Annotated in this window: 17 protein-coding genes; 6 read left to right on the forward strand and 11 right to left on the reverse strand. The window is 70.5% G+C overall.

Translation table 11 applies throughout. From position 1 onward, the window contains the following. Window positions 1-7 precede the first annotated feature (7 nt). The 4 genes from AB4Z18_RS10975 to AB4Z18_RS10990 all read right to left on the reverse strand — a co-directional run bounded on the left by AB4Z18_RS10975 (window position 8) and on the right by AB4Z18_RS10990 (window position 6,056). A complete protein-coding gene (locus tag AB4Z18_RS10975) occupies window positions 8-484 on the reverse strand; it encodes a hypothetical protein (RefSeq protein ID WP_441782709.1) in 477 nt (158 codons plus the stop codon). Then, window positions 484-1,677, reverse strand: coding sequence for an ROK family transcriptional regulator (locus tag AB4Z18_RS10980; protein ID WP_441782710.1), 1,194 nt, complete (start codon window positions 1,675-1,677; stop codon window positions 484-486). Before AB4Z18_RS10980 ends, AB4Z18_RS10975 begins: the two co-directional genes overlap by 1 nt. A 197-nt stretch (window positions 1,678-1,874) precedes the next feature. Next, window positions 1,875-4,817 carry a UPF0182 family membrane protein gene (locus tag AB4Z18_RS10985; RefSeq protein WP_441782711.1) on the reverse strand — a complete coding sequence of 981 codons (2,943 nt, stop codon included), beginning with the start codon at window positions 4,815-4,817 and terminating at the stop codon, window positions 1,875-1,877. A gap of 99 nt (window positions 4,818-4,916) precedes the next feature. After that, window positions 4,917-6,056 (reverse strand): YlbL family protein, encoded by a 1,140-nt coding sequence (locus tag AB4Z18_RS10990; RefSeq protein WP_441782712.1) that lies wholly within the window; start codon window positions 6,054-6,056, stop codon window positions 4,917-4,919. 205 nt (window positions 6,057-6,261) lie between these two features. On the opposite strand from AB4Z18_RS10990, the gene AB4Z18_RS10995 reads away from it, so the two are divergent. Beyond that, complete coding sequence (locus tag AB4Z18_RS10995) at window positions 6,262-7,611, forward strand: zinc-dependent metalloprotease (RefSeq protein WP_441782713.1); 1,350 nt, start codon at window positions 6,262-6,264, stop codon at window positions 7,609-7,611. Between the two features lie 37 nt (window positions 7,612-7,648). Beyond that, the gene (locus tag AB4Z18_RS11000) at window positions 7,649-8,548 is read left to right on the forward strand and encodes a hypothetical protein (protein WP_441782714.1); all 900 of its coding nucleotides are present in this window, start codon (window positions 7,649-7,651) and stop codon (window positions 8,546-8,548) included. Here AB4Z18_RS11000 and AB4Z18_RS11005 read toward each other — a convergent pair. Beyond that, window positions 8,457-10,259, reverse strand: a complete 1,803-nt coding sequence (locus AB4Z18_RS11005; protein WP_441782715.1) for an ATP-dependent helicase — start codon at window positions 10,257-10,259, stop codon at window positions 8,457-8,459. The genes AB4Z18_RS11000 and AB4Z18_RS11005 overlap by 92 nt on opposite strands. Beyond that, complete coding sequence (nudC, locus tag AB4Z18_RS11010; protein ID WP_441782716.1) at window positions 10,256-11,275, reverse strand: NAD(+) diphosphatase; 1,020 nt, start codon at window positions 11,273-11,275, stop codon at window positions 10,256-10,258. The genes AB4Z18_RS11005 and nudC overlap by 4 nt, the downstream gene beginning before the upstream one ends. A gap of 60 nt (window positions 11,276-11,335) precedes the next feature. Here nudC and AB4Z18_RS11015 point away from each other — a divergent pair, with 60 nt between their 5' ends. After that, window positions 11,336-12,409, forward strand: coding sequence for a phosphotransferase (locus tag AB4Z18_RS11015; protein ID WP_441782717.1), 1,074 nt, complete (start codon window positions 11,336-11,338; stop codon window positions 12,407-12,409). Here the strand turns inward: AB4Z18_RS11015 and AB4Z18_RS11020 are convergent. Together AB4Z18_RS11020 and AB4Z18_RS11025 are read right to left on the reverse strand one after the other, a co-directional pair. Continuing rightward, complete coding sequence (locus AB4Z18_RS11020) at window positions 12,340-15,735, reverse strand: UvrD-helicase domain-containing protein (protein WP_441782718.1); 3,396 nt, start codon at window positions 15,733-15,735, stop codon at window positions 12,340-12,342. The two genes, AB4Z18_RS11015 and AB4Z18_RS11020, sit on opposite strands and share 70 nt — an antisense overlap. Continuing rightward, window positions 15,732-18,905: an ATP-dependent helicase gene (locus AB4Z18_RS11025; protein ID WP_441782719.1), complete on the reverse strand. Its 3,174-nt coding sequence runs from the start codon at window positions 18,903-18,905 to the stop codon at window positions 15,732-15,734. The genes AB4Z18_RS11020 and AB4Z18_RS11025 overlap by 4 nt, the downstream gene beginning before the upstream one ends. Before the next feature lie 107 nt (window positions 18,906-19,012). Here AB4Z18_RS11025 and AB4Z18_RS11030 point away from each other — a divergent pair, with 107 nt between their 5' ends. Beyond that, entirely contained in the window at window positions 19,013-19,237 is a 225-nt protein-coding gene (locus AB4Z18_RS11030; protein ID WP_441782720.1) for a DUF3107 domain-containing protein, read from the forward strand. A 10-nt stretch (window positions 19,238-19,247) separates the two neighbouring features. Further along, a complete protein-coding gene (locus AB4Z18_RS11035; RefSeq protein WP_441782721.1) occupies window positions 19,248-19,550 on the forward strand; it encodes a hypothetical protein in 303 nt (100 codons plus the stop codon). Between the two features lie 316 nt (window positions 19,551-19,866). Here AB4Z18_RS11035 and AB4Z18_RS11040 read toward each other — a convergent pair whose 3' ends face one another. Then, window positions 19,867-20,583, reverse strand: a complete 717-nt coding sequence (locus tag AB4Z18_RS11040; RefSeq protein ID WP_441782722.1) for a ferritin-like fold-containing protein — start codon at window positions 20,581-20,583, stop codon at window positions 19,867-19,869. A gap of 138 nt (window positions 20,584-20,721) precedes the next feature. Here AB4Z18_RS11040 and AB4Z18_RS11045 point away from each other — a divergent pair, with 138 nt between their 5' ends. After that, the gene (locus AB4Z18_RS11045; RefSeq protein WP_441782723.1) at window positions 20,722-22,233 is read left to right on the forward strand and encodes a DEAD/DEAH box helicase; all 1,512 of its coding nucleotides are present in this window, start codon (window positions 20,722-20,724) and stop codon (window positions 22,231-22,233) included. 85 nt (window positions 22,234-22,318) lie between these two features. Here AB4Z18_RS11045 and AB4Z18_RS11050 read toward each other — a convergent pair whose 3' ends face one another. Then, window positions 22,319-23,446: a coiled-coil domain-containing protein gene (locus tag AB4Z18_RS11050; protein ID WP_441782724.1), complete on the reverse strand. Its 1,128-nt coding sequence runs from the start codon at window positions 23,444-23,446 to the stop codon at window positions 22,319-22,321. A 66-nt stretch (window positions 23,447-23,512) separates the two neighbouring features. Beyond that, window positions 23,513-24,385, reverse strand: a complete 873-nt coding sequence (locus tag AB4Z18_RS11055; protein ID WP_441782725.1) for a PHP domain-containing protein — start codon at window positions 24,383-24,385, stop codon at window positions 23,513-23,515. Between the last annotated feature and the right edge of the window lie 14 nt (window positions 24,386-24,399).

Here is a 24,399-nt window from a genome sequence, read left to right on the forward strand (position 1 = left end):
CAGGAGGTCAGCCGCCGGTCAGCAACGCGAGGAGGGCGGCGCCGTGCTGGCGGTCGTACCCGTACGTCGCGATGTCGGCATAGGACGGCTCCGGGCGGAGCCCCATGTCGACGACGAGGACCGACAGGCAGGTGGCGCGCACCGCATCCACTACCTGGCGGGCCCAGCGCGTGGCGGCGATGTCGGCGCCCACGACGACCACCGGGGTCGCGGTGGCCAGGACCAGCTCGGGGTCGTCCGTGGGCCCGACGTCGACGACCGGATTGCGTGACCAGCTGGACGCCATCGCGCTCCCCGGCGCCGCCCAGGCCTCCTGCAGTGTGTACCAGCGCGGGACGCCGAGAGCATCGTTGTCGAGGCTCGCGAGCCGTACGACGGTGCAGCGGCCCCGGAATCGGGCCAGCCCCTCGCGCATGCTGGGAGAGAACCGGAACCCGCTCGCCCCACCGTCGTGCAGCGGGATCGCCTCAGCCAGCAACGTCATCAGGACACCCCCAGTTGCGCGGACAGCACCATGACGACGCAGCCGCGCAGTACGATGTCGCGGCCTTGACTGGTCATCCGGACGGTGACGCCCGAGTGGAACCCCGCCATCGTGCGGTTCCGCAGCGTCTGGCGCACCGCATCCAGCAGGACGCCGTCGATCAGGTCCTCCGGGCCCGCCAGGACGACCTCCGACAGGTTGAGCGCGCCGACGATCGGCGCAAGCGCGACACCGAGTCGCTGGCCCGCCTCGCGGAGCACCGGCTCGACCGGCTCGTCGGCCGCCTCGGCAGCCTCCACGCGGGCTGCCAGCCGCGGCACTGCCAGCCAGGCCTCCAAGCAACGCTCTCGGTCGTAGGGGGCCTCAGGACCGGCGTCGGTGCCGACCATCACCTGACCGATCTCGCCGGCGGCGAAGCGGCTGCCGAAGACCAGCGCGCCGGCCACCAGCAGGCCCGAGCCGACGCCGTGCCCGACCTTGACGAGCATCATGTCGCCCTGGGCGTCCGCGAAGCCGTGCTCGGCGAGGACGGCCACGTTCGCATCGTTGGCAACGAACGCAGGGAGGCCGGTGCGCTCGGCGATGAGCCGTTGCAGCGGTTCGTCGATCCAGCCGAGGTTGGGGGCTGCGGCGACGACTCCCTCGGCCTCGACGATGCCCGGTGAGCCGATCCCGATTCCGAGCACCGGCGCCGTCGTCAGCTCGACCAGGCGATCGACCAGCGCCAGCACCTTGGCGGTCGCTTCGGAACCGCGGCTCCCGGCCAGCTCGACTTCGGCGGTCTGCAGGATGCGGCCGTCCATGTCGAGGACCGCGCCGCGGAAGACCGTGTGCTCGCTCAGATCGACGCCGATGATCTGGGTCGCCGACCGATCGACGTCCAGCAGCACCGCAGGCTTACCCGGGCGGGCGTCGTCGCGCTGACCGAGCTCCACGACCAGTCCCTCGGCGATCAGCTCCCCCACCAGGTCCGAGATGGTCACCCGGGTGAGACCGGTGGTGCGGGCCAGGTCGGCGCGGCTGACGCGACCCGAGCGGTACAGGGACTGCAGGACCAGGGAGCGATTGTGCCCGCGCGCATGCTCGGGGAGGACCTTGGTGCGAGGGCGGAGAGCCCGTCCAGGGACCAGCCCATGGTCCGCAGATGCGCCACGCTCAGGGGCGGTGATGCGCTTGCCCACGTCTATCGACATGTTTGTTAGTAAAGCTGACAATCAAAGTCTGAGCAAGGGTTTTCCAGAGATTCTTCGGCGGATGTGTGGATCGGCGTCCGCGAACGGTCGCGCCTCGTGCTGGGCGCTTCGACTTCGTACGGCGCCCGAGCATTGCGATGGCCCGCCCGGAGAACCGGGCGGGCCATCGTTCACTGTCTCGAAGTGACCTGCGACTACTACTTCGCGGCCGGCTGCCCCTCGGCAGCGACAGCGTCCGAGATCGCCTGCTGAAGACGCTGCTGCGCCTCGCCGTAGGCGTTCCAGTCTCCCGACTTCAACGCGGCCTGGCTGTCCGAGAGCGCCTGGTTGGCGCGCTGCAGCGCCTGCTGCAGCGCGGCATTCCCCGCGGAGGAACCGCCACCGGTCGACCCTCCCCCGGTCTGCTCGCCACCACCCGTGCCTCCGCCGGTCTGGCCTCCCGTACCGGTTCCGGTAGCGGGAACGTTGTTGTCGCCCGCGGCGGCGCCGGAGTCACCGCCGAACAGCGCATCCAGAGCCTGGTCGAGGGTGTCCTCGAACTCGATCTTGTCGCCGAACGCCACGAGGACCTTCTGCAGCAGCGGGTAACTGGTCTCACCGGAGGATCGGACGTAGACGGGCTGCACGTACAGCAGTCCGCCGCCGACGGGCAACGTCAGCAGGTTGCCGTTGATCACCTCGGACTTGCCCTGCCGCAGCAGGTTCAGCTGCTGCGAAACCGCCGGGTCGGAGTCGAACTGGTTCTGCATCTGGCCGGGGCCGGGGATGCTGTCCCCCGATGGCAATTGCAGGAGGCGCATCTTGCCGTAGCCGGACGATATCTTGCCCTTCTCGTTTCCGGCATCGGCGTCCACCGACAGGTATCCCTTGAGGACCGATCTGCTGGACTCGCTCGTGCCCTGCGGGATGAAGGTCGAGTACAGCGAGAACGCGGGCGCGTTCTGCCCGGGCACCTTCATCGTCAGGTAGTACGGCGGCTGCAGAGCCGGATTGCTCGACGGCGAAGTCGGGTCGTTCGGCGTGGTCCACGCGTCCTCACGCGAGTAGAACGACCCCGGGTCGGTCACGTGGTACTGGCCGAGCACCGACCGCTGCACCTTGAACAGGTCGGACGGGTAACGCACGTGGCTCATCAGCTGCGCACTCATGTCGCTGACCGGCTTCACGGTCGAGGGGAACACCTTCTGCCAGGTCTTCAGCACCGGATCCGTGGTGTCCCACGCGTACAGGGTGACCGAGCCGTCGTAGGCATCCACGGTCGCCTTGACCGAGTTGCGGATGTAGTTGATGTCGTCGAACGCGTAGGCCGGCTTCGGCGTGTCCTTGTCGGCGGTCGCCTCGCTGAGGCTGCCGACGTGCGAGTACGGGAACTGGTCGCTCGTCGTGTAGCCGTCGATGATCCACTTGACCCGGCCGTCGACGACCGCGGGGTAGGCCTGCGAGTCGAGCGTCAGGTACGGAGCAACCTTCTGGACGCGCTTGATCGGGTCGCGGTCGTACAGGATCTGCGAGTTGTTGTTGACCGCGTCCGAGAGGACGATCTGCTCGTCCTGGAACTTCAGCGCGTAGACCAGGCGCTTGAAGATGTTGTCGAGCTTCGGACCACCGTTGCCGCTGAACGTCGTGTACGTCTGCTGGGCGCCGTCGTCTCCGGCCGGGTAGTCGAGCTCGACCGCCTTGTTGCCCTTGGGCGCGCCGACGATCGAGTAGGTCGGCGACTGCTCACCGAAGTAGATGCGCGGTTGGTAGGTGCCCAGCGTGCCCTGGGTCGGGATGCCCGACTCCATGAACACCGGCTGGCCGTCGCTCGAACGCTGGTTGCCGTACGCCGCCACGAGGCCGTAGCCGTGGGTGTACACGATGGTGTCGTTGAACCAGTTGCGGGCGGTGCCGAGGCCCGACTGCTGCAGCTCGCGAACGGCGACGACCGCATCCTGCAGCGTGCCGTTGAGGTCGTAGCGGTCGACGTTCAGCTTCTCGGGGAACGCGTAGTACTGCCGGAACTGCTGGAGCTGGCGGAACGAGGGGCTGACGACGGCGGGGTCGAGGATGCGGATCTGCGCCGTGGTCTGCGCATCCTGCCGCAGAGCGCCCTGCTCGGCCGTCGTCTTGGCGTTGTATGGGATGGTCTCGATGTCGCTCAGCTGATAAGCCTCGCGGGTGTAGTCGATGCCCCTCTCCACATATGGCGCCTCCAGCGTCTTCTGGCTGGGGTCGACCTGGAAGCGCTGGACGATCCACGGCACGATGGCGCCTGCGACGAGCGCGGCGACGATCAGCAGCGCCGTGCCGACCATCGGGAAACGCCAGCGACCGACGAACGCCGTGGCGACGAACAGCAGCGCGACGAAGACCGCGGCCCCTGCGAGCACCGCGCGGCCGGGGATCGTCGCATGGACGTCCGTATACGAGGCGCCGTTGATCATGTCGTTGACGTTGGAGTCGGTGACGGTGGCGTAGCGGTCGAGCCAGATGCTGATGCCCTGGAGCAGCAGGTAGAGCGCGGCGACGATCGAGATCTGCACCCGCGCCGCGCGCGAGATGCGCACCTCGCGGCCGCTCACCCGGATGGAGCCGTACAGATAGCAGGTCGCCAGCGTGGCGAGCAGCGAGATCAGCACGACGGCGGACGCGTACCCGACCGCGCTGCGGTAGAACGGCAGCGCGAACAGGTAGAAGCCGATGTCGAGGTGGAAGAGCGGATCGGTCTTGCCGTAGGAGGTGCCGTTCAGCCACATGGCCGCGGTCTGCCAGCGGCTGGCGGTCGAGACGCCGGCGAAGATGCCGAAGACGATGGGGATGCCGTACATCGCGAGGCGCCGCAGCGGCTCGATCACCTGCTGGTACCGGTCGAGCTGGGAGTTCAGCTTGGCGTAGACGGGACGCAGGCGGTACGCCAGCTGGATGCACAGCCAGAGCGGCAGCGCCATCCCGAGGAATCCGATGAAGAACATGGAGATTCCCGCGAACCACTGCGTGGTCAGCACGTTGAGATACCCGATCTGGTCGTACCAGAGGATGTCGGCGTACAGTCCGGCGAAGACGAAGAACAGGATCACCACCGCGACGATCACCCCGAGGGTGATCCAGACGGCCGCGCGTCGGCGGCCTGCGGGTCGAGCTGCTGCTGTTGAACTCACGTATGGCCCTCTTGGTCTCGCGTGGCGGGGATGAGGACCATCCTAGGCAGCGGACGCTTGGAGAAAGCTGCGGCGTCGATAAGTCCCCTACCCGCTGGGTCAGCGGGCAGGGCAGGTGGGGAGCCCGGAAGTGCTCGATCCGTTGCGGACCGCCTTCAGGACTTTCAAAGAGTCGGCAAGGGTTTTCACGGCGAACACATGGAGTCCTGAGGGGATGTGGCCAGTTACCTCGTCGCAGTTCGACGCCGGAGCGAGGAAGTAGCTGGCGTCGCCGGTGTCACGGGCGGCGTACATCTTCTGCCGGATGCCGCCGATGGGCCCGATCTCGCCCGCGTTGTCGATCGTTCCCGTCCCCGCGATGCGCTTCCCGCCGGTCAGGGTGTCCGGGGTCAGCTTGTCCATGATCCCGAGCGCGAACATCTGGCCGGCACTCGGGCCGCCCACATTGTTCAGCTGGATCTTCACGTCGAACGGGAAGGTGTAGTCCATCCCCGCGCCGATGCCGAGCACGACCTGCCCCTGCGACTCGATCGGCGTGATGGAGACGGTCGAGCCAGCGCCGTCGCGGACGATGCCGAGCTCCGCCGGCTTGCCGGTCCCGTTCTTCTTCACGGCTTCGCGCAGCGCGTCGATGCTGGTGATCGTCTCGCCGTTGACCGTGGTGATCTCGTCGCCCACCTTGAGCACCGAGGACGCCGGGGTGTCCTTGATCAACTGCTTCACGGCGACGTTCTCGGGGAAGGTGTAGCCGAGCTGGTTGAGCGCCGCGGCGATCGCATCCTGCTGACTGTCCACCATGAGAGCCGCGTTCTCGGCGTTCGACTGCTCGGTCGTCGTGCCGGGCGGGAAGACGGTCTCCAGGGGCAGCACGGCCTTGCTCGGCTGGAACCAGGCGCCGGCGATCTCCAGCCACGACGGGCGCTGCTCCGGGTTGCCGACCACGGAGACGGTGAGGAGGTCGAGCGAGCCGGAGGTCGGATACGTCTTCTTGCCCGAGATGCTGATCAGCTCTTTGGCGTCGCCGCTCGGCTTCGCTCCGACCTGCTCGTCGGTGCCCAGCGTGTTGAACACCGGCCCCGGCTGCTCGATGACGAACGGAGCGGGCACGAGCGCAAGGACGAGCGCGAGCACGATCGCGACGCCGATGGCCACCCAGCCGATGACGACCCGCCGGGGCGGCGCGATCCTCTCCCGCCCGTGCTCCTGCAGCGTCGGGTCGTCGTCGCTGTACAGGGTCACAGGGCCGTCCTCTCGATCTGTCTGCCGTCGGCGGCGGATGGCTCCCGGTCGTGTTCGCCACGGGCGCACGGCCCGGATGCGAGCATAGGCCAATTCTCACCCGCCACCCCGGCGCCAGCGGCTAGCGTAGATCACAAGCCTGGAGCCGAGCCCGACGGCAGCTTCACCGGACGGCCGGCCCACTTCGAGAAGTAGGGACGCGACGATGGCCGACGACCAGAACGAGGAGCGGGACGACGACGAGTTCCGCGACATGCTGAACCAGTTCCTGTCGGGAAACGGCGCGTCGATCGACCCGAGCCGCCTCGCAGGCGCGGCAGGACTGCCGAACGATCCCGCCAGCATCCAGGCGCTGCTCGGTCAGCTGCAGAACGCCCTGATGAACCCTGGCGGTGGCATCAACTGGGACATCGCCGGGCAGCAGGCCCGCCAGCTCGCCTCCGACGGTGCGCACGCGGTCACGCCCGCGGAGCGCGCAACGCTCGACCAGGCGTTCCACGTCGCCTCCCTCTGGCTCGACCAGGCGACCGGTGTCGCGGGCCTGAGCGCCTCGCCCGAGCTCATCGGCCGGGCCGAGTGGGCTCGCCAGACGATGCCGCTCTGGACCCAGCTGGCGGAGCCCGTCGCCCTGAGCATCTCCGACGCGCTCACGCGCGTCCTCGCGGAGCAGGCTCCCGAGGAGATGCAGGCGATGCTCCAGAACGCGGGGCAGGTCATGCGCTCGATCGGCGGCGCGCTGTTCGCGATGCAGCTCGGCCAGGTGGTCGGCCAGCTGTCCAAGGAGGTCGTCTCGGGCGGTGACATCGGCATCCCGCTGCTGCCCGACGGCGCTGCTGCGCTCATCCCCCAGAACATCGCGGAGTTCGGCGACGGCCTCGACATCCCGGCCGACCAGATCCAGCTGTACCTCGCGGTCCGCGAGCTGGCGCACGCCCGGCTGTTCCGTCAGGCCAAGTGGCTGCGGCTGCAGCTCATCACGCAGATCACGGCCTTCGCCAAGGGCATCACCATCGACACGGATGCGTTGGAGTCGCTGGCCGAGAACTTCGATCCCTCCAACCCGGACGAGCTGCGCGAAGCCATGGTCAGCGGCCGGCTGATCCCGCCGCGGACCGAGGAGCAGCAGGAGGCGCTTGCCCGGCTCGAGACCGTGCTGGCTCTCGTCGAGGGCTGGGTCGACGTGGTGACGGCGAACGCCACCCGTCTCCTCCCCCGCGCCGATGCGATCGCCGAGACGGTTCGCCGCCGGCGCGCGTCCGGAGGTCCGGCCGAGTCGGCCTTCTCGACCCTGGTCGGCCTGGAGCTGCGTCCGCGGCGCCTGCGCGACGCCGCCGCCATGTGGCAGGCGGTCACGGAAGCCGTGGGGATGGATGCGCGCGACGACCTGTGGTCGCACCCGGACCTCCTCCCGCAGTCCTCGGATCTGGACGACCCGTCTGCCCTCGTCGCGCGGCTCACCGCCGCGGCGACCGGGCAGGAGCCCGAGCAGGATGCGCTCGACCAGGCGATCGAGGACCTGCTGCGCGACGATCGCGACCGGCCCACCGAGGGGTGACCGCCTGATCCACAGGCCGGCTCAACGGTGCCGGCCTGTGGACAACGCCCGAACGGGCCTCTGGGCCGTGCAGGATGCGAGGGTGCTCCTCGTTCTCGACCCCCGCATCCAGCGCGTCTGGCGTTCGCCCGACAGCCTGCAGTTCGGCGTCGAACGGCCCGTGCTGGTGCTGGACGACGTCAGCGCGGCGGACGAGCGGATGCTGGCGGCTCTGGCTGCCGGAGTGACGCGAGAGGGCCTGCGGGTGATCGCCGCTCGGGCGGGAGCGCCGCCGTCGTCGGAGGCGCGGCTGCTCGAGCGGGTCGAGACGGTGCTGGCGCCACCGCCTCGGAGGGGCCCGTCGCCGTCTTCGCTCGTCGTGCTCGACGGCTCGGGTCCCACCGCGAGCGGAGTCGAGCGGATGCTCGGCGAGATGGGCGCGGTGGTTCGCAGCGGGCTGCGCTGGTCGGATCCGGCGATCGCGCGAGCCGATGCGGCGGTGATCGTCGCCTCGTACGCCGTCGAGCCGCAGCGTCATGCCCGGTGGCTGCGGCGTGACGTGCCGCATCTCCCGATCGTCTTCGACGACGATGGTGTGGTGGTGGGGCCTCTGGTCCGGCCGGGCACCGGGCCGTGCCTGCGCTGCCTCGACCTCCACCGCACGGACGCGGACCCCGCGTGGCCCGCGATGGCGACGCAGTTGCATGTCCTCCCGCCTCCGGGCGAGACCGCGATCGTCGCTGCGCCGGCGGCGGCCCGGGCGGCCTGGGCGGTCCACGCAATGCTTCCGGACGGAGAGCGTGACGGGACCGATGCCGTACCGGTCGGGGTCAGCTGGCGGCTGGAGTGCGGGCAGGCGGACTGGGTCAGCCGCGTCTGGGAGCCGCACCCGGAGTGCGGGTGCCTCGGCTTTCCGGCGGGGCCTGCTGCGAGCCATCGTCCGCGGCCTCCCTCGTGAGGGCCGGTCGCAGCTCGGCGAGGAACCGCGACGGCTGCCGCAGGGACGGACGCCCCGGTTGATTGCCACGACCCGCCCAGCTGAGACGCAGGCGACTGCGGGCGCGGGTGATGCCGACGTAGAGGAGGCGGCGCTCCTCATCCACCTGCTCGAACGTCGTCGCGTAGCTGATCGGCACGAGACCCTCGCTGAGTCCGACGACATACACCGACGGCCACTCCAGACCCTTCGCCGCGTGGAGTGTCGCCAGCGTGACGGCGGACATCGTCGGCTCGTGCTGACCCGCCTGGCGGGCGAGCAGCTCATCCGTGAACCCGCGCAGCGTCTGCCCGGGCGGCTGCTCGTCCACCAGCCCCATGATGGCGTTGAGCGACTCCCAGCGCTCGCGTACCGCACCGCGGCCCTCGGGCGGCTGGACGGACCAGCCCAGCGACCGCAGCACGTCGCTGACCGACTTGAACAGCGGATCCTCGGTAGCAGCCAGGCTGGAGGCGCGCAGAGTCATGACCGCCTGGCGGACCTCGGGCAGGTCGAAGAACCGCTTGGAACCACGGATCTGGTAGCTGATCCCCCGGTCGCCGAGCGCCTGCTCCAGCGCCGCGGACTGCACGTTGACGCGGTACAGCACCGCGATGTGCTCGGGGCGAGCACCGGCCGCGAGCTCCGCGGAGATCTGCTCAGCGACCGCACGCGCCTCGGCCCGGTCGTCCTCGAACACCGCCGGTGCCGGCACCATCTTCTCGACCCCGTCGCCGTGCTGTGCGACCTCCGCCGGGCGGAGCGTCAACGCGCCCGACCGCCCCCGCATCAGGCGGTTGGCGGTGTCGATCACGGCGGGCGTGGAGCGGTAGTTCTGCTCCAGCCTCAGCACTGTGGCCCCGGGATGCCGCCGCTCGAAACCGAGCAGGTAGTCGCTCCGGGCGCCGGCGAACGAGTAGATCGTCTGGCTGGCGTCGCCCACCACGCACAGGTCGGTGCGGGTGCCGAGCCACAGGCGGAGAAGCTGGTCCTGCAGCGGCGAGACGTCCTGGTACTCGTCCACGACGAAGAAGCGGTACTGCTCGCGCACCTGCAAGGCGACCGAGGGCTCGGACTCGATCATCCCTGCGCAGGCGAGCAGCACATCCTCGAAGTCGATCTGCTTGCGCTCGTCCTTCAGATCCTCGTAGGTCTGCAGCAGGTCGGCCACCTGATCGGTGCTGAGCGACCCGGGCCGGGGCCGCTCCGCCGCGGTGTACTGCTCGATGCTCAGCCCGGAGACCTTGCGCCACTCGATCTCCGCCGCGATGTCCCGCAGGGTGGCGGTGTCCACCTTCACCCGGAGCCGCTCGGCGGCATGCCCGAGCAGACGCCCCTTGCCGTCGAGCACCGACGGGAGCTGACCCCCGACGACCTGCGGCCAGAAGTAGTTGAGCTGGGCGAGCGCCGCCGAGTGGAAGGTCCGGGCCGAGACACCGCCGGCTCCGAGCTGCCGTAGCCGGCCGCGGAGTTCGGCGGCCGCGCGCGCGGTGAAGGTCAAGGCCATCACGCGGTTGGGAGCGTAGGCGCCGGAGGCGACACCGTACGCGATCCGATGCGTGATCGCCCGGGTCTTGCCGGTTCCGGCTCCGGCGAGGATGCACACCGGGCCGAACAGGGCCTCCGCCGCCACCCGCTGCTGCGCATCCAGTCCGGCCAGCAGCGCGTCAGGGCCGGAGAGGGCGGTGCTCATGGCGCCGGCGGCTCATCGAGCGGGCCGCCGTACCAGTCCTCGATGAGGGCGCGCGCGATCGAGGAGCGCCCGGGCAGGATGATCTGCTCGCGCGCCGCCCACAGCTCGTCGCGGCTGAACCAGCGCACGTCGAGGATCTCCTCGCCGTCCGGATCCAGCTCGCTCGCTGCCTGGTCGTGAGCGAGCCGAGCCGTCATCCCGATCATGACCGAGGCGGGGAACGGCCACGGCTGCGAACCCTTGTAGCGTGCGTCGACGACGCGGATGCCCGCCTCCTCGAACATCTCGCGCTCCACCGCGGACTCGAACGACTCCCCCGGCTCGACGAACCCGGCGAGCAGCGAGTAGCGCGAGTTCTCCCACATCGCGTTGGAGCCGAGCAGCAGCCGGTCGTCGTCGTCCAGCACTGTGACGATGACGGCGGGGTCGGTGCGCGGGAAGATCTCCGAGCCGTCCTCGAGGCAGCGGCGTACCCATCCCGCCTGTTCCACCACCGTCGGAGAGCCGCAGCGCGGGCAGTGCGTGTGCGACGCGTGCCAGTTCGCCATGGCGAGCGCCTCGGTGAAGAGGCCCGCGTCGCGGTCGCTGAGCGCAGTCGCGACAGTGCGGAGGTTGGCCCAGCGGGCCTCGTCGGGTTCCAGCTCCTGCGCCGCTGCGTCCGTGAGCACGTGGAGGACGACCGCGGACCCTGCGGGCTCGGTCTCCGACGCCACGGTCGTCCGGCCGAGGTAGACGCGGACGAGCGCGGACGTCACACGCTCCACCGGGAGCAGGTCGAGCTCGGCCGGTCCCGCATCCGGAGACGACCAGCCGTCCGCCGCGGGCGTCGCAGCCCCGACGCTCTGCGCGGTGACGAGCGCACGGCCCTTCCAGAGCGCGAGGACGCGCGTGGTCGGTTCCTGCCACAACTCGTCGAACAGGGTAGGACGCGACCGCGCAGCGTGGTCGCGGTCGGTCGCGTGGCGCGACAGCGGCAGAGCGGCGAGGGGCAGCGCGGGAGTCGGGGCGGACGACATCGAGGTCCTTTCGGGGCGTGGCGGACGGCCGTCGCAGGGAGGTCCAATTAGCCTAGGTGCATGGCCAGATCCCACTTCACTCTAGCCGCGCTGGCCACCTCGGCCGTTCCCGACCTCGATGTCTCCGGCGCCCGCAGCTTCAGCCACGGCGGCGCAGGCGACTTCGACTCCGCGCTGCTGACGACGAGGGACGGCTCGACCGTGATCGTGCGCGTTCCCACCACCCAGGTGGCCGAGACCGAGCAGAGCGCCGACCTGGTCGCCCTGCGCGCCCTGACCACCGGCATCCGCAGCAGGCTGCCGTTCGACGTGCCGCGCTACCTCGGTCAGGCACCCGTCGCGGGGACACGGGCCGTCGTGTACGAGTTCCTTCCCGGCGAGCACGTCGCCGTCGAGGACGTCCCGCCGGGCGACGGCCTGGCCGGGTCGATCGGGCACGCCATCGCGGCCATCCACGCCCTTCCCACAGCATTCGTCGGGGAGGCTGGGCTTCCGGTCATGTCGGCCGCCGAGTGCCTCACCGCCGCCAACTCGGTGATCGAGTCCGCCGCCTCCACCGGGCTCCTGCCTACCGCGCTGCGCGACCGCTGGCGCGATGCCGCTGCCGACCACTCCATCTGGCAGTTCCAGCCGACCGTCATCAACGGCTCCCTCACCGCCGACTCGTTCCTCGTGGAGCGCGACGTCGTCAGCGCGGTGCTCGGCTGGTCGGCGCTGCGCGTCGGCGACCCGGCCCGCGACCTGCACTGGCTGCTCGCCCTGAACCCGGAGGCGACCGACGGGGCTCTCGGCGCGTACGCATCCACTCGTCAGGTGGCGACCGACCGCCAGTTCACGCAGCGGGCGATGCTGTACGCGGAGCTCGAAGTGGCGCGCTGGCTGCTCCACGGGCGCGAGGTGCGCGACCAGACCATCGTGGATGACGCGGTAGAGATGCTCGACGGGCTCGTGGATCGGGTGCACAGCAACTCGATGAACGCCCTGTCGACCGCGACCGGCCCGATCATGGCCATCGACGACGTCGAGGCGATGCTCGACCGCACCCCCGGCGACCGGCCGGACGGCTACCGCCGCTCGGGCGGGATGAAGCCGGTGGCCGACGACCAGAGAGACGTCAGCTCCTCCTCCGCGTAGAGCCGCTCCGGCCGCACCACGCGGTCGTCGGCCACGAAGTAGAAGACCGCGTCGATGCGCTCCGGGTCGATGCCCGCGTACCGGGCGAACGCCAGCCGGTACAGCGCCAGCTGAAGCTGCTTGCGCTCGAGGTCGTCGGCGTCGCGTGGTGCCTTACCGGTCTTCCAGTCGACGATCTGGTATTCGTGGATGCCGTCTTCGGCCCGGTACACCGCATCCAGCTTGCAGACGACGACCTGCCCGGCGAGGGTGATGTGGATCTCCAGCTCGACCTGCTCGGGCCGGCGTCCGGACCACTCGGAGGCGTCGAACGTCGCCTTGAGTTCTTCGAAACGCTCGGCCTCCAGTACGTCCCCGGCGAGGTCGTCGCGTTCGATCGCGTCGGCGTCCAGCACATCGGCGGCACCGGCCGGTGTGCCGAAGCGCTCCTCGACCCACTGGTGGAACAGAGTTCCGAGCCGCGTCTGGCGGTACGGGCGCTCGGGCATGGGGCGCCGCAGCGACGCCGCGACGGCGCCCGGATCGGTGACGTAGTCCTTGAACCGCGATGCGGGGATGCGTGCGGGCAGCTCGACGAGACCGGCCTCCTCGCTCAGCCGGGCGCGTTCGGCGAGCAGCAGGTCGAGGTCGCGGGCGTAGACGCCGCCGTCGCCCGCGCCGCGCTCGCGGGCCCGGCGCACGGCCTCGGCGGCGGCCTCCACGCGGCTGCGGCGCGTCGCGAGCGGATCGAGTGGCCAGGTCAGCGTCGCGGTCGTCAGGGTGAGGGGGTTCTCGTCCGGCTCGTCGCAGTCCGGGAACGCGTCCTCCGGCAGCAGCCCTGCCTGCTGCAGCTCGAGCAGGTACGACCCGGGGCCGCGAGGGCGGGTCTGCGTCGACCAGTACGAACCGGACAGCAGAAGGCGGCGCCGCGCGCGGGTGACGGCGACGTAGATCAGCCGGCGCTGCTCGTCGAGGTGCCGGGCGAGGTTCTCTTCCTCGAACGCGACGATCGACTCGTTGACGTCCTTCTGCGTCTCGGCGGTGCGCCAGGCGATGACGGGCAGTTCGGCGGAATCGCCGCGGAACTCGTTCGGCAGCTGTCCGAAGGCGAGCCATCCCTTCCGGCTCTGCGGCGGTCCCGGCAGTTCGCCGTCGACTAGTCGCGGCACGGCCACCACATCCCACTCGAGGCCCTTCGCGCCGTGGATGGTGAGGATCTGGACGGTACCCGGTTCCGGCTCCTCGCTGCGCGGAGCCAGATTGTCGCGCTGCTCGGCCTCAGCGAGCCAGGAGAGGAAGGAACCGAGGGTCGCCTGGTCGTCGGCCGCGAGATACGAGGCGACCTGCTCGGCGAAGGCGTCGAGGCTCGCCTGCCCCAGTTGCGCCGTCTCGTTCGCCGCCACCTCGATGTCGAGCAGGAGCTCCTGCTGCACCAGCGTGACGAGGTCGAGCAGGTCGAGTCCCGCGCGGGAGCGCAGGTGGTCGAGCCGCCGCCCGGCGTCTCGCATCCGTTCGAGACCCGCGACGCTGAACCCCTCCAGCCGGCCGTGGCCGACCGGCGCCTCGACGACGAAATCGAGCGCGTCGACGAGGGAGGCGGACTCCTCGCCCGCGACCGAACGTCGCAGCCGGTCGCGCAGCTCGGGATCGAGCTTCTGATAGCGATGGTCCCGCTCGGCCAGCCACGACGCGACGCCGCGCAGGGCAGCGATGTCCTTGATGCCGACGCGCCACTTCGCGCCGGTCAGCAGCCGGATGAGCTCCGAGCCGGCCGTCGGGTCGTGCATCACCCTGAGCGCGCTCACCAGGTCGGCGATCACCGGCTGCTCGAGCAGCCCGCCGAGGCCGAGCACGTGATACGGGATGCCGTGCCGGCCGAGCGCCGCCGTGAACACGTCGATCTTCTTCAGCGACCGGCAGAGCATCGCGGCGCTGGGCGGCACCCCGTCGCCGTCGCGCTCGCGCAGCCGCTCCCCGAGCCAGCGCGCGACGGTGTCCGCCTCGTCGGCGACCGTCTGCTCGAACACCGCCGAAAGCTCCCCCGCTGCGGCGCCCGGCCGCGGCTGCAGTTGCTCGACGGGGACCGGGGACGCGGCCGTCAGCGGTGCGACCAGTATGTTGGCCGCATCCAGCACACGGGTCGGGTTGCGCCAGCTGGTGCTGAGCGCGTACTCGTCCGCTCCGCCCTCGCTGCCGGTGCGCTCGGCAGTGCGCTCGCCTCTGAAGTCGGCGGAGAAGTCGGCCGAGAACCGGCCGAGGTTGGCCGCGCTCGCGCCCCGCCAGCCGTAGATCGACTGGTGCGGATCGCCGACCGCCATCACCGGCTGACCGGCGAACAGCGCCGACAGCAGGCGCGTCTGCACCACGGAGGTGTCCTGGTACTCGTCCAGCAGCACCACCCGGAACCGGCGGCGGTAGTCGGCCACGACGTCGGGCAGCCGCTCGCACACCGAGAGGGCGAGCGCCACCTGGTCGGAGTACTCGACGAAACCGCGCCGCCTCTTCTCGTCAGCGAACGCGCGGGCGAGGTCGAGCAGCGGCGGGAGGGAACCGACCGCATCCACGGCGGAACGGACGGAGGCGTACAGCTCCTTGATGCGCCCGTTGCCGGTCGGCAGCTCGGCGATGCGGCCGAACTGGCCGACCATCCGCTCCACCTCCGACGGGTCGGCCACGTTCTCGCTGAGGGCTCTGCTGAGGGCGACCACGGCGCTCGTGACCGCCTCGACACTGCGGTCGAGCTCGACCAGACGGTCGTCAGTGCTGGTCACGACCAGCCGGCGTGCGAGCTGCCAGGCGGATGCCTCGCTCAGCACCGCGGACTCCGGTTCGCGGCCGATGAGCAGCGCGTTCTCGCGGAAGATCGCGTTCGCGAACGCGTTGTAGGTCGCGACCTCTGGCGCTTCGAACGGGTCGAACTCGACGTCAGTGACCCCCGACGCGACGAGTTGCTCGATCCGCGCCCGGATGCGGAGGGCCAGCTCACCCGCAGCCTTGCGGGTGAAGGTCAGCCCGAGGATCTCCGGCACCCGGACGTGGCCGTTGGCCAACAGCCAGACGACTCGGTTGGCCATGGTCTCCGTCTTGCCGCTCCCGGCGCCGGCGACCACGATGGCCGGCCGCAGCGGCGCCTCGATGACTGCCTGCTGCTGCGGTGTCGGTGTCGGGAGCCCGAGAGCGTCGGCAATGGCCACGGCACTCAGGTTCCGCGCCGGACGTGGGCGCTCGTCGCTTCCGGTTTCGGATTCGGCCAGCGAGAACGCCTGCTCCACGAGATCGAGGCCCGCCTGCTCCGTCGCCCACTCCAGGAGGCTCTCGTCGTCGACGTGCGTCGCTTCGTCCGTCATGCTCCTCCTCCCGCGCTGACCGCAGGGACCAGATGGATGCGGTACTCGTATCGTCCGTGCGGGTCGCGTTCGCCGAGGTCCACCACGCCCGCGAAACTCGACGCCGCCATCCCCTCGGCGGCCCGCGCCACCCGCTCGCGCAGGCGGTCGAGGCCGTCCTCATCCACCCGGTCCTGCACCACCTCGCGGTAGCCCTTGCCGCGGACACCCTTCGCGACGAACAGCAGCTTCGCTCCCCCGGAGGGAAGCTCGGCCGCCTGCTCGATCGCGCCGTGCTCCAGCGCCAGCTGGTAGGCGCCGAGCTGCGCGTGCTCGGCCGCCTCGGCGGCCGTCGGCGTGCGGTTGCCAGTCTTGAGGTCGACGATCACCACCGTGCCGTCCGGCGTGTGCTCGACGCGGTCGATGGTGCCGCGCACCAGCGCACGACCGAGGCGGAGTTCGAATGCGCCCTCCGAGCCCAGCAGCATGCCGCCGGCGCGCTCGAAGTCGCGCAGGTACTCTGACACGCCCGCCGTCAGGGTCCGCGTGCGGCGCCGCTCCTTCTCCTCCAGCCACGGCGACTCGAACGCCAACTCGCTCCACCGGCGTTCGATGCCCTGCCAGAGGCGGTCGACGCTGAGGTCGCGATCGTCGCTCGTGCTCGCCTCCTCCATGACCGCGTGCACGACGGTGCCGATCCCGGCGGCCAGGCCGCTCGGCGACGCCGCCATCGTGTCGACGAACCACGCGAGCGGGGACTTCTCGAACGTCTCCAGGCGTGAGGGCGACACGCGGACGACCGCCTCCGGATCGTCCAGGTCGACGAGCGGCTCGGTGGTGGACGGCTCCAGCAGCCCGTACCAGGATGTGGGGTCCGCACCCTCGACCTCGGCGTCCGCCAGCCGCGCGAGCGCCTCTGCGGTATCCGGAGCGCCGGTGGTGACGAGCCGGCGGCGTAGGCGGCCGACCATGCCCCGGAGGGACAGCGGATGGGCGCCGTCGTCCGTGTCGTCGACGGCCAGCTCACCGGCGAGCCGGAGGAACGGCGACGGCTGCTCGTCGTCGTTCGCCGTCGCCGTCAGGATGACCTGGCCGCGTGCCCGGGAGACGGCCAGGGCGAACATCCGCAACTCGTCGCCGAGCACCTCCGCCCGTTCGTCCTCGGTCTCGGTGGTGCGGCCCTCCACAGCGTCGGCGAGCTCTTGCGGGTGCAGGAGCGAGCCGCGCAGACGGAGGTTCGGCCAGACGCTCTCCTGGAGCCCGGCGACAGCGACCACCTCGAACTCCCGGCCGATCGCGGCGCTCGGCGTGCACACGAGAACGGCGTCCCCCGCCGTCCGCGCGGCCAGCGTGTCCTCCGGCACCTCGGCGCCCAGCAACTCCACGACGAAATCCGACGCGGGGCGCTCGGGATACCGCTCCACGAACCGCCGCGCGGCCGTGAAGACCGCGACCACGCCGTCCAGGTGGCGGTTGGCCTCGTCGGCGACGATGCCGCTGCGCCCCGAATGCTCCAGCCAGCGGCCGGCCAGGCCGCTCCGCTCCCAGATGTGCCAGAGCAGCTCCTCGATGGATGCCCCGGCCGCGACCTTCTCGCGGCCGGAGCGGAGGGTCTCCGCCAGGCGCGCGGCGCGGCGGGCCGGCGACGCATCGATGGTCGCCAGATGCGCGGGATGCTGCAGCGCCTCCACGAGAAGCTCGTCGCCCGGGCGGTTGCCTTCGCCCGCGAGCTCCTCCTGACGGAGCGCCAGCCGCAGCCGGCGGAGGCTCACGCTGTCGAGGCCGCCGAACGGCCCGAGCAGCAGTTCCGTCGCGACGATCGGCGTGAGTTCGAGCGAGCCGAGCTGGACGCCCGCGATCGTGATCAGCTGGCGGGCGGCGAAATCGTCGCGCAGCGGCCTCCCGGCGATGCTCGTCGTGGTCGGCACCTCCGCCACCGCGAGGGCGCGGGCGAGGGCGGGAACGAGCGCGCCGGAGCGGACGATGACGGCCATGTCGCTCCACGCAACCCCGTCGAGCAGGTGGCCCTCGCGCAGTTTCCGGGCGAGCCGGGACGCTTCGGATGGTGCGGACACGGCGACGAGGCGCACGATCTCCGGGCGGGCGGAGGCGGTATCGGTGGTGTCGGCGGTGGCGGTGTCGGTGTTCGGCTCGGGCGCCGGCCGACCGGCGGACGCCATCCGCTGGACACCGGCCGCGGCCGCGCCGATCCGTTCGGCCGCCCGTGCCGTCAGCTCCCGCAGCGCGGGCGTCTGCCGGTGCGCGGTCGTCAGCACGAATCGGGTGACGGGAACGCCGAGCCGCCCCTCCAGCTGCCCGAGCGCGGTGGCCTCGGCCCCGCGGAACGTGGTCGAGGCGACATCCGGGTCGCCGAAGGCGATCACAGCGACGCCGCGCTGGGCGAGGGCGCGCAGCAGCGCGAGGGTGGCGACCGTCGCCTCCTGCAGATCGTCGACGAACACCGCGCGCAGCGAATCGAGCGAGCTGCCCTCCTGCACCACGCCCACCGCCGAGGCGATCAGTTCGGCCGAGTCGACGAATCCTCCGCGGTAGCTGTCGACGACGAGTTGGTACTCGGCGATGAATCGGGCAGCGGCCCGCCACTCGTCGTGGCCGGTGATCGCGCCCAGCTCGGACAGCCGCGACGGCGTCACGCCCCGCTCGGCGCAGCGTGCCATCAGTTCGCGCAACTCCGTGCGGAAACCGCGCAGCGCGCGCACCTCATCCACCAGTGGCTCGGGCCAGGCGGGACCCGAACCGTCCTCCAGGTGGCCGCTGAGCAGCTCGGCGATGATCTGGTCCTGCTCCCCGCCGGTGAGGAGGCGCGGCGGCTCCAGACCGTCGCGGCGGGCACGCTCGCCCACCAGCTGGAACGCCAAGGACGTGGCGGTCCGCGCCAGTGGTCCGTTCGTCGGCACGCCCAGCCGGAGCGCGATGCGGTCGCGCAAGGCGGTCGCGGCCGTGCGGGAGGCGCTCAGCGCGAGCACCTCGCCGGTCGCGTAGCCGCGCCCGAGGACACGGTCGGCGACCGCCTCGATCAGGGTGGTGGTCTTGCCCGTTCCCGGTGCGCCGAGCACCGCCGCAGAAGCTCCATCCGGGAGGGCGATCACCTCCGCCTGGGCGCCGTCGAGGGCTATCCCAGTGGATTCGGCGGTGCCCGCTGGGCGCATCCGGAAGCCTCGAACGATCATGCCTTTCACGCTATCGGCGTCCGCCGACAGAGAACGCGAGCGGGGGCCGCGAGCCGTGTGCCGTAGTCTGAACTCACACCCGCCGGTCAGACTCGAAAGGCACCCACGTGGAGATCCGCATCGGAATCGTCAACGCCCCCCGCGAGCTCAACTTCGAGACCTCGCAGTCGGCTGAGGAGCTCGTGGAGCAGGTGCAGAGCGCGCTGACCAGCGGCACCGGCGTGCTGCGCCTCAACGACGACAAGGGCCGCCTCTACGTGGTCCCGACCGCGGGCATCGCTTACGTCGAGATCGGCACCGAGGAATCGCGCCGGATCGGGTTCGTCGGCTAGCCTCCCTCTCGTGGAACTGCTTTTCGTCGTCCTCGGTGGCGCCATCATCGGCCTCGCCGGACGCTACCTCCTGCCGAACCGGCACACGCACGGCTCCGCGCTCATCCCCGCCGTCGGCGTGATCGCGTCCGCCGTGCTCTGGGTCGCCCTCACCTGGGCGGGCCTGAAGTGGGACGGCGGCTGGATTTGGTGGATCACCCTTCTGGGCACCGCATTGATCGTTGCCGTCACCGACCTCGTTGTCGGGCGCGTGCGCGCCGCGAACGACGAGCGGATGCTGCACACGCTGACGAAGGGCGCGGTCGTCCGCTGACGCGGCCTTCGTCGCCGCTCGAGTGGTGACATCTCGTCTCCATTCGCCGCGCGATCCCGCAACGAGTCATGGCTGGGCGCTGCGCGGCATCCGGTGCTTCCCAGAAGCGCGCACGCGACGCGTGTCCTGAATTCAGGACGCGTCGCGGCCGCGAGTCCTGTTTTCAGGACGTGCTTCCGGTCCTCTATTCAGGAGATCCGGCCACTTCGGTGAAGCTATGTCCTGAAAACAGGGCATGGTTTGACGTCGCGAGCCGGATGTCCTTAAAAGAGGACGCGGGCATTGTCCTGAAAACAGGACTCCGAGCCGACGTGCACTACGCGGTCAGGCCCAGCGCGTCCATCCTCCGGGTGTGCGCGGCGATCAGCTCCGTGAAGATGGGCTCGATCCGCTCCTCATCCGTCGCCCGGTTCCCCGAGAGGTGCAGCGCCGAGCGCGCGACGAGCAGCGTGTCGCCGACGAGGCGGCGTCCCCACATCGCGAGCCGGGACGCGAGCACCGGGTCGGCCGCGATCTGTCCCCGCAGCACCTCGAGGATGCCCTCCTGACCCGACTCCGACCCGAGCAGGTGCGCGAGCCGGGGTCCCACATCGCCGGGCAGCCCGGCCGCGAGCCGGATGAAGAAGTCGTCCAGCAGCCCGCCGGTCACCAGCGCTGAGAGCAGTGTCTCGCGCCAGTCCACCCCGACGATGAGCGCGCTGAAGCCCTCGATCTCGTCTGCGAACGGCTTCATCGCCTCCGCCGGGTCGTCGCCTCGTCGGCGGATCTCGGCCACGATCCCCTGATGCTTCGACAGGGCGTGTCCGGCCGCGGCCGACACCAGCCCCTTCGCCCGCAGGTCGTCCGTCTCCGCCGCGACGCGCGAGAGCGTCTCGAACTGCTCCAGTTGCAGGTACGCGGCCTGGCCGAGATACGGCAGCAGGTCCGGCATCACTTCGTGCAGGTCGATCCGCACGGTGGCGACCGGGCGCGCACGCGGGGTCAGTCGCGAGAGCTCGACGGAGGGCCGTCGCCGGGTGAACCAAGTTGACACGCTCAGCAGTGTATCGGGGACCGTCCAGTAGGCTTGGACCGCCGTCGGCGCAGGATCGACGGCCCTACGCCTGCGACAGAGAACTGCGACAGTGAAAAGGGCGTGGACACTCCAATCGAATCGACAGGCAACTCACCAGTGACTTTCTCCGATCTCAACATCGACCAGGACATGGTGGATGCGCTCGCCGCCAAGGGCATCATCGAGCCGTTCCCCATCCAGACACAGACCATCCCCCTCGCCCTCACCGGCCAGGACATCATCGGCCAGGCGAAGACCGGAACGGGCAAGACCCTCGGCTTCGGACTCCCGCTCATCCAGCGCCTGGGCCTCGACCCGGCGCCCGGCGTCAAGGCCCTCGTGGTCGTACCGACACGCGAGCTGGCCATCCAGGTCTACGAAGACCTGGAGACCGCCGCGTCCGGCCGTCCCACCTCCATCGCCAGCATCTACGGCGGCAAGGCCTACGAGGGCCAGATCGCGCAGCTCAAGGGCGGCGCCCAGATCGTCGTCGGCACCCCCGGTCGTCTCCTCGACCTCGCCGGCCAGCGCCTCCTGAACCTCGGCAACGTGGAGGAGATGGTGCTCGACGAGGCCGACAAGATGCTCGACCTCGGCTTCCTCTCCGACATCGAGAAGCTGTTCGCGCAGACGCCGGCCACCCGCCACACCATGCTCTTCTCGGCGACCATGCCGGGCCCGATCGTCGCCCTCGCGCGCCGGTTCATGACCCGCCCGGTGCACATCCGCGCCAGCGACCCCGACGAGGGTCAGATCCAGGCGAACATCAAGCACCTGATCTACCGGGCGCACTCGCTGGACAAGGACGAGGTCATCTCGCGCATCCTGCAGGCCGAGGGCCGCGGCAAGACCGTCATCTTCACGCGCACCAAGCGCGCCGCCGCGAAGCTGGTCGAAGAGCTCAACGACCGTGGCTTCAACGCCGCCGCCGTGCACGGCGACCTGAACCAGGAGCAGCGCGAGCGCGCCATGGCCGCGTTCAAGGCGGGCAAGAAGGATGTGCTGATCGCGACCGATGTGGCCGCGCGCGGCATCGACGTGGATGACGTCACCCACGTCATCAACCACACGATCCCCGAGGACGAGAAGACCTACCTGCACCGCGTGGGCCGCACCGGCCGCGCCGGCAAGACCGGCATCGCGGTCACGTTCGTGGACTGGGACGACCTGCACAAGTGGGCGCTCATCAACCGCGCGCTCGAGTTCGGCCAGCCGGAGCCGACCGAGACCTACTCGTCGTCGCCGCACCTGTACACCGACCTCGACATCCCGCAGGGCGTCAAGGGCCGCCTGAAGCCGACACCCGCCGTGAAGTCGCCGGACGTTCCCCGGGGCGGTCGCACCGACTCCACCGGGCCCGATGGTTCCGACCGGGGCGGCTCGGACCGCAGCGGTCGCGGCCGTCGCCGCACGCGCGGCGGCTCCGATCACGGCGCGTCGCAGGGCGCGACTCAGGGCGCTGCGCAGGGCGCAGGCTCTGAGGCCTCAGCGGCCGAGGGCGGCGAGGCGAAGCCTCCTGCCGCCGGCACGCACGATGGCGGCGGCTCGCAGCACCGCGACGGCAACAGCGCACCGCGCCGCCGTCGCCGTCGCTCGCGTGGCGGCTCCGCCACGACGCCCGCCAGCTGACGCATCCCGGACCCACACACCAACAGCTCCTGAGTTTTTCGCTCGTTTCGCCCCTCGGGGCACGAAAAACTCAGGAGCTGCGTGCTCAGTACCAGTTGGGGTCGTGGCTCATCTCGAAGTTCCATGCCGCGCACGGTGAGCCGTAGGCGCGGTTGATGTAGTCCAGCCCCCAGCTGACCTGCGTGTTCTGGTTCGTCATCCAGTCGGGTCCGGCCGAGGCCATCTTGCTCGCCGGGAGCGACTGCGGGATGCCGTAGGCGCCGCTGTCGGAGTTGTACGCGTTCGCGCGCCAGCCGGATTCGTGGTTCCACAGCTTGATGAGGCACGGCATCTGGTCGCTCCCCCAGCCGAACGCCGGCAGCCGGCTCGCGGCGTACGCCTGCGCCCCCGCGGGGTCGACGACCATGCCGGGCGGAGGCGCGAAGCCGTCCGACCCTCCGCCAGTGTTCGCCGCCGATGCTGCCGCTTCCGCAGCGGCGACTCCCGCGGCGTACTGCTGCTCGACGGACGCCTCCGTGTTCTTCAGCGACGCCAGCTGCGCGTACAGCGTGTTCGCGTGCTGCTTCTGATCGGCCAGCTGGGCGTCGGCCGCAGCCTTCGCCGCGTTCGCCACCTCCAGCGCCTTCTTCGCCGCCGCGGCGAGCTGATCGCGGATCTTCTGCGCGTCGCTCGCCTGGGCGCTCAGCGACGACGCGACGTTCTTCTGCGCGTTGGCCTGTGCGAAGAGCGTGCTGGACTGGTCGGCCAGCTTGGACACCGCCCCGAGCTGGTAGAGCAGGGATTCGGACGTGCCCGCACTCGGACTGAGGAAGAGCCGGAGGGAGACGGACGAGGTTCCGGCCCGCGTGAGCTGTTCGGCCAGTTTTCCGCTCTGCGCCTTCAGCGCTTCGGCCTTCGCCGACGCATCCTGAGCCCTCTGCGCGAGACTCTGCGCCTTCTCCGTCGCGGACTGCAGGTCGGCTTCGGCCTTGCCGTACTCGCCCAGCCGCTTGACCGCGAGATCGCCGGCCGCGTTGGCGGCGCTTTGCAGGCCCTGCAGGAGCGCGTTGATGCGGTCCACCTCGGCCTGGGCGGCCGTCGCGTTGTTCTTCGCCGCCTGGACGTCCTCCCACGAGGGATAGCTGTCCGCGTTCGCGGGTGCCACTCCCGCCGAGACCACCAGAGCCACCGTCAAGGCGGCGGCGACCGCCGATCCTCGCCAGAACCGTCTCACCCGCGCACCTCGCCTTCTCGCCCCGACTGCTTTTCGTACCCCGCCCTCCAGGCTAGGGGCAGGTCGTCAGGGAGCGTAGAAAGGCGCCGCGCCTGTCGCTTCTTCGATCATCGCGTCGAGCACGGCCGGATCGGTCGTGTGCTCCCCCAGCCGGTTGGGCTTGCCTGCGCCGTGGTAGTCGCTGGAGCCGGTGATCCGCAGGCCGTACCGGGCCGCCAGTTCGCGCAGGCGCTCGACGCCATCCGGCTTGTTCTCGCGGTGGTCGAGCTCCAGCCCGAACAGGCCGCCGTCGACGAGCCGCTTCAGGCGGTCCTCCGGGATGACGCGCCCGCGACCACCCGTAGCGGGATGCGCCAGCACCGGCAGACCTCCGGCGCCGCGGATGAGCCGCACGCCGGTGAGCGGGTCGGGCGCGTAGTGCGGCTGGAAGTATCCACTTCGCCAGTGCAGGATCCCCGCGAACGCGGCGCTCCGGTCGGTGGCGAGCCCTCGGGCGACGAGCGCGTCGGCGATGTGCGGTCGGCCGACCGTCGCGCCTTCCGTGGCCTGGGCGAGCACGTCCTCCCAGGTGACGTCGTAGTCCTCGGAGATGCGCCGGACCATGTCCTCGGCGCGCCGCATACGGCCGTCCCTGATCCGCTTGGTCTCGGCGACGAGCGCTGCGTTCGCCGGATCGAAGAGATACCCGAGCATGTGGACGCTGGCGAACTCGATGCGCGTCGACAGCTCCATCCCGGGGATGACGGTGATACCCGAGCGGGCGGACTCCGCGGCCGCGTCCGCCCAACCGGCGGTCGAGTCATGGTCGGTGAGCGCGACCGTGCCCAAGCCCGCCTCCGCCGCAGAGCGCACGAGCTCTGCCGGGGTCTGCGTGCCGTCGGACACGCTGGAGTGCGTGTGCAGGTCGACGGGACCCCGGAACCGCCGCGCATCAACCATGCTGACCATCCTAG

It is taken from the genome of Leifsonia sp. 2TAF2, assembly GCF_052115085.1.
Taxonomy (GTDB): Bacteria; Actinomycetota; Actinomycetes; order Actinomycetales; family Microbacteriaceae; genus Leifsonia.

Bases quoted from the DNA above. Each gene is read 5' to 3' on its own strand.
- AB4Z18_RS10980 (WP_441782710.1), bottom strand. From the start codon at position 1,677: ATGTCGATAGACGTGGGCAAGCGCATCACCGCCCCTGAGCGTGGCGCA.
- AB4Z18_RS10995 (WP_441782713.1), top strand. From the start codon at position 6,262: ATGGCCGACGACCAGAACGAGGAGCGGGACGACGACGAGTTCCGCGAC.
- AB4Z18_RS11055 (WP_441782725.1), bottom strand. From the start codon at position 24,385: ATGGTTGATGCGCGGCGGTTCCGGGGTCCCGTCGACCTGCACACGCAC.
- AB4Z18_RS10975 (WP_441782709.1), bottom strand. From the start codon at position 484: ATGACGTTGCTGGCTGAGGCGATCCCGCTGCACGACGGTGGGGCGAGC.
- nudC (WP_441782716.1), bottom strand. From the start codon at position 11,275: ATGTCGTCCGCCCCGACTCCCGCGCTGCCCCTCGCCGCTCTGCCGCTG.
- AB4Z18_RS11025 (WP_441782719.1), bottom strand. From the start codon at position 18,905: ATGATCGTTCGAGGCTTCCGGATGCGCCCAGCGGGCACCGCCGAATCC.
- AB4Z18_RS11020 (WP_441782718.1), bottom strand. From the start codon at position 15,735: ATGACGGACGAAGCGACGCACGTCGACGACGAGAGCCTCCTGGAGTGG.
- AB4Z18_RS11015 (WP_441782717.1), top strand. From the start codon at position 11,336: ATGGCCAGATCCCACTTCACTCTAGCCGCGCTGGCCACCTCGGCCGTT.
- AB4Z18_RS11005 (WP_441782715.1), bottom strand. From the start codon at position 10,259: ATGAGCACCGCCCTCTCCGGCCCTGACGCGCTGCTGGCCGGACTGGAT.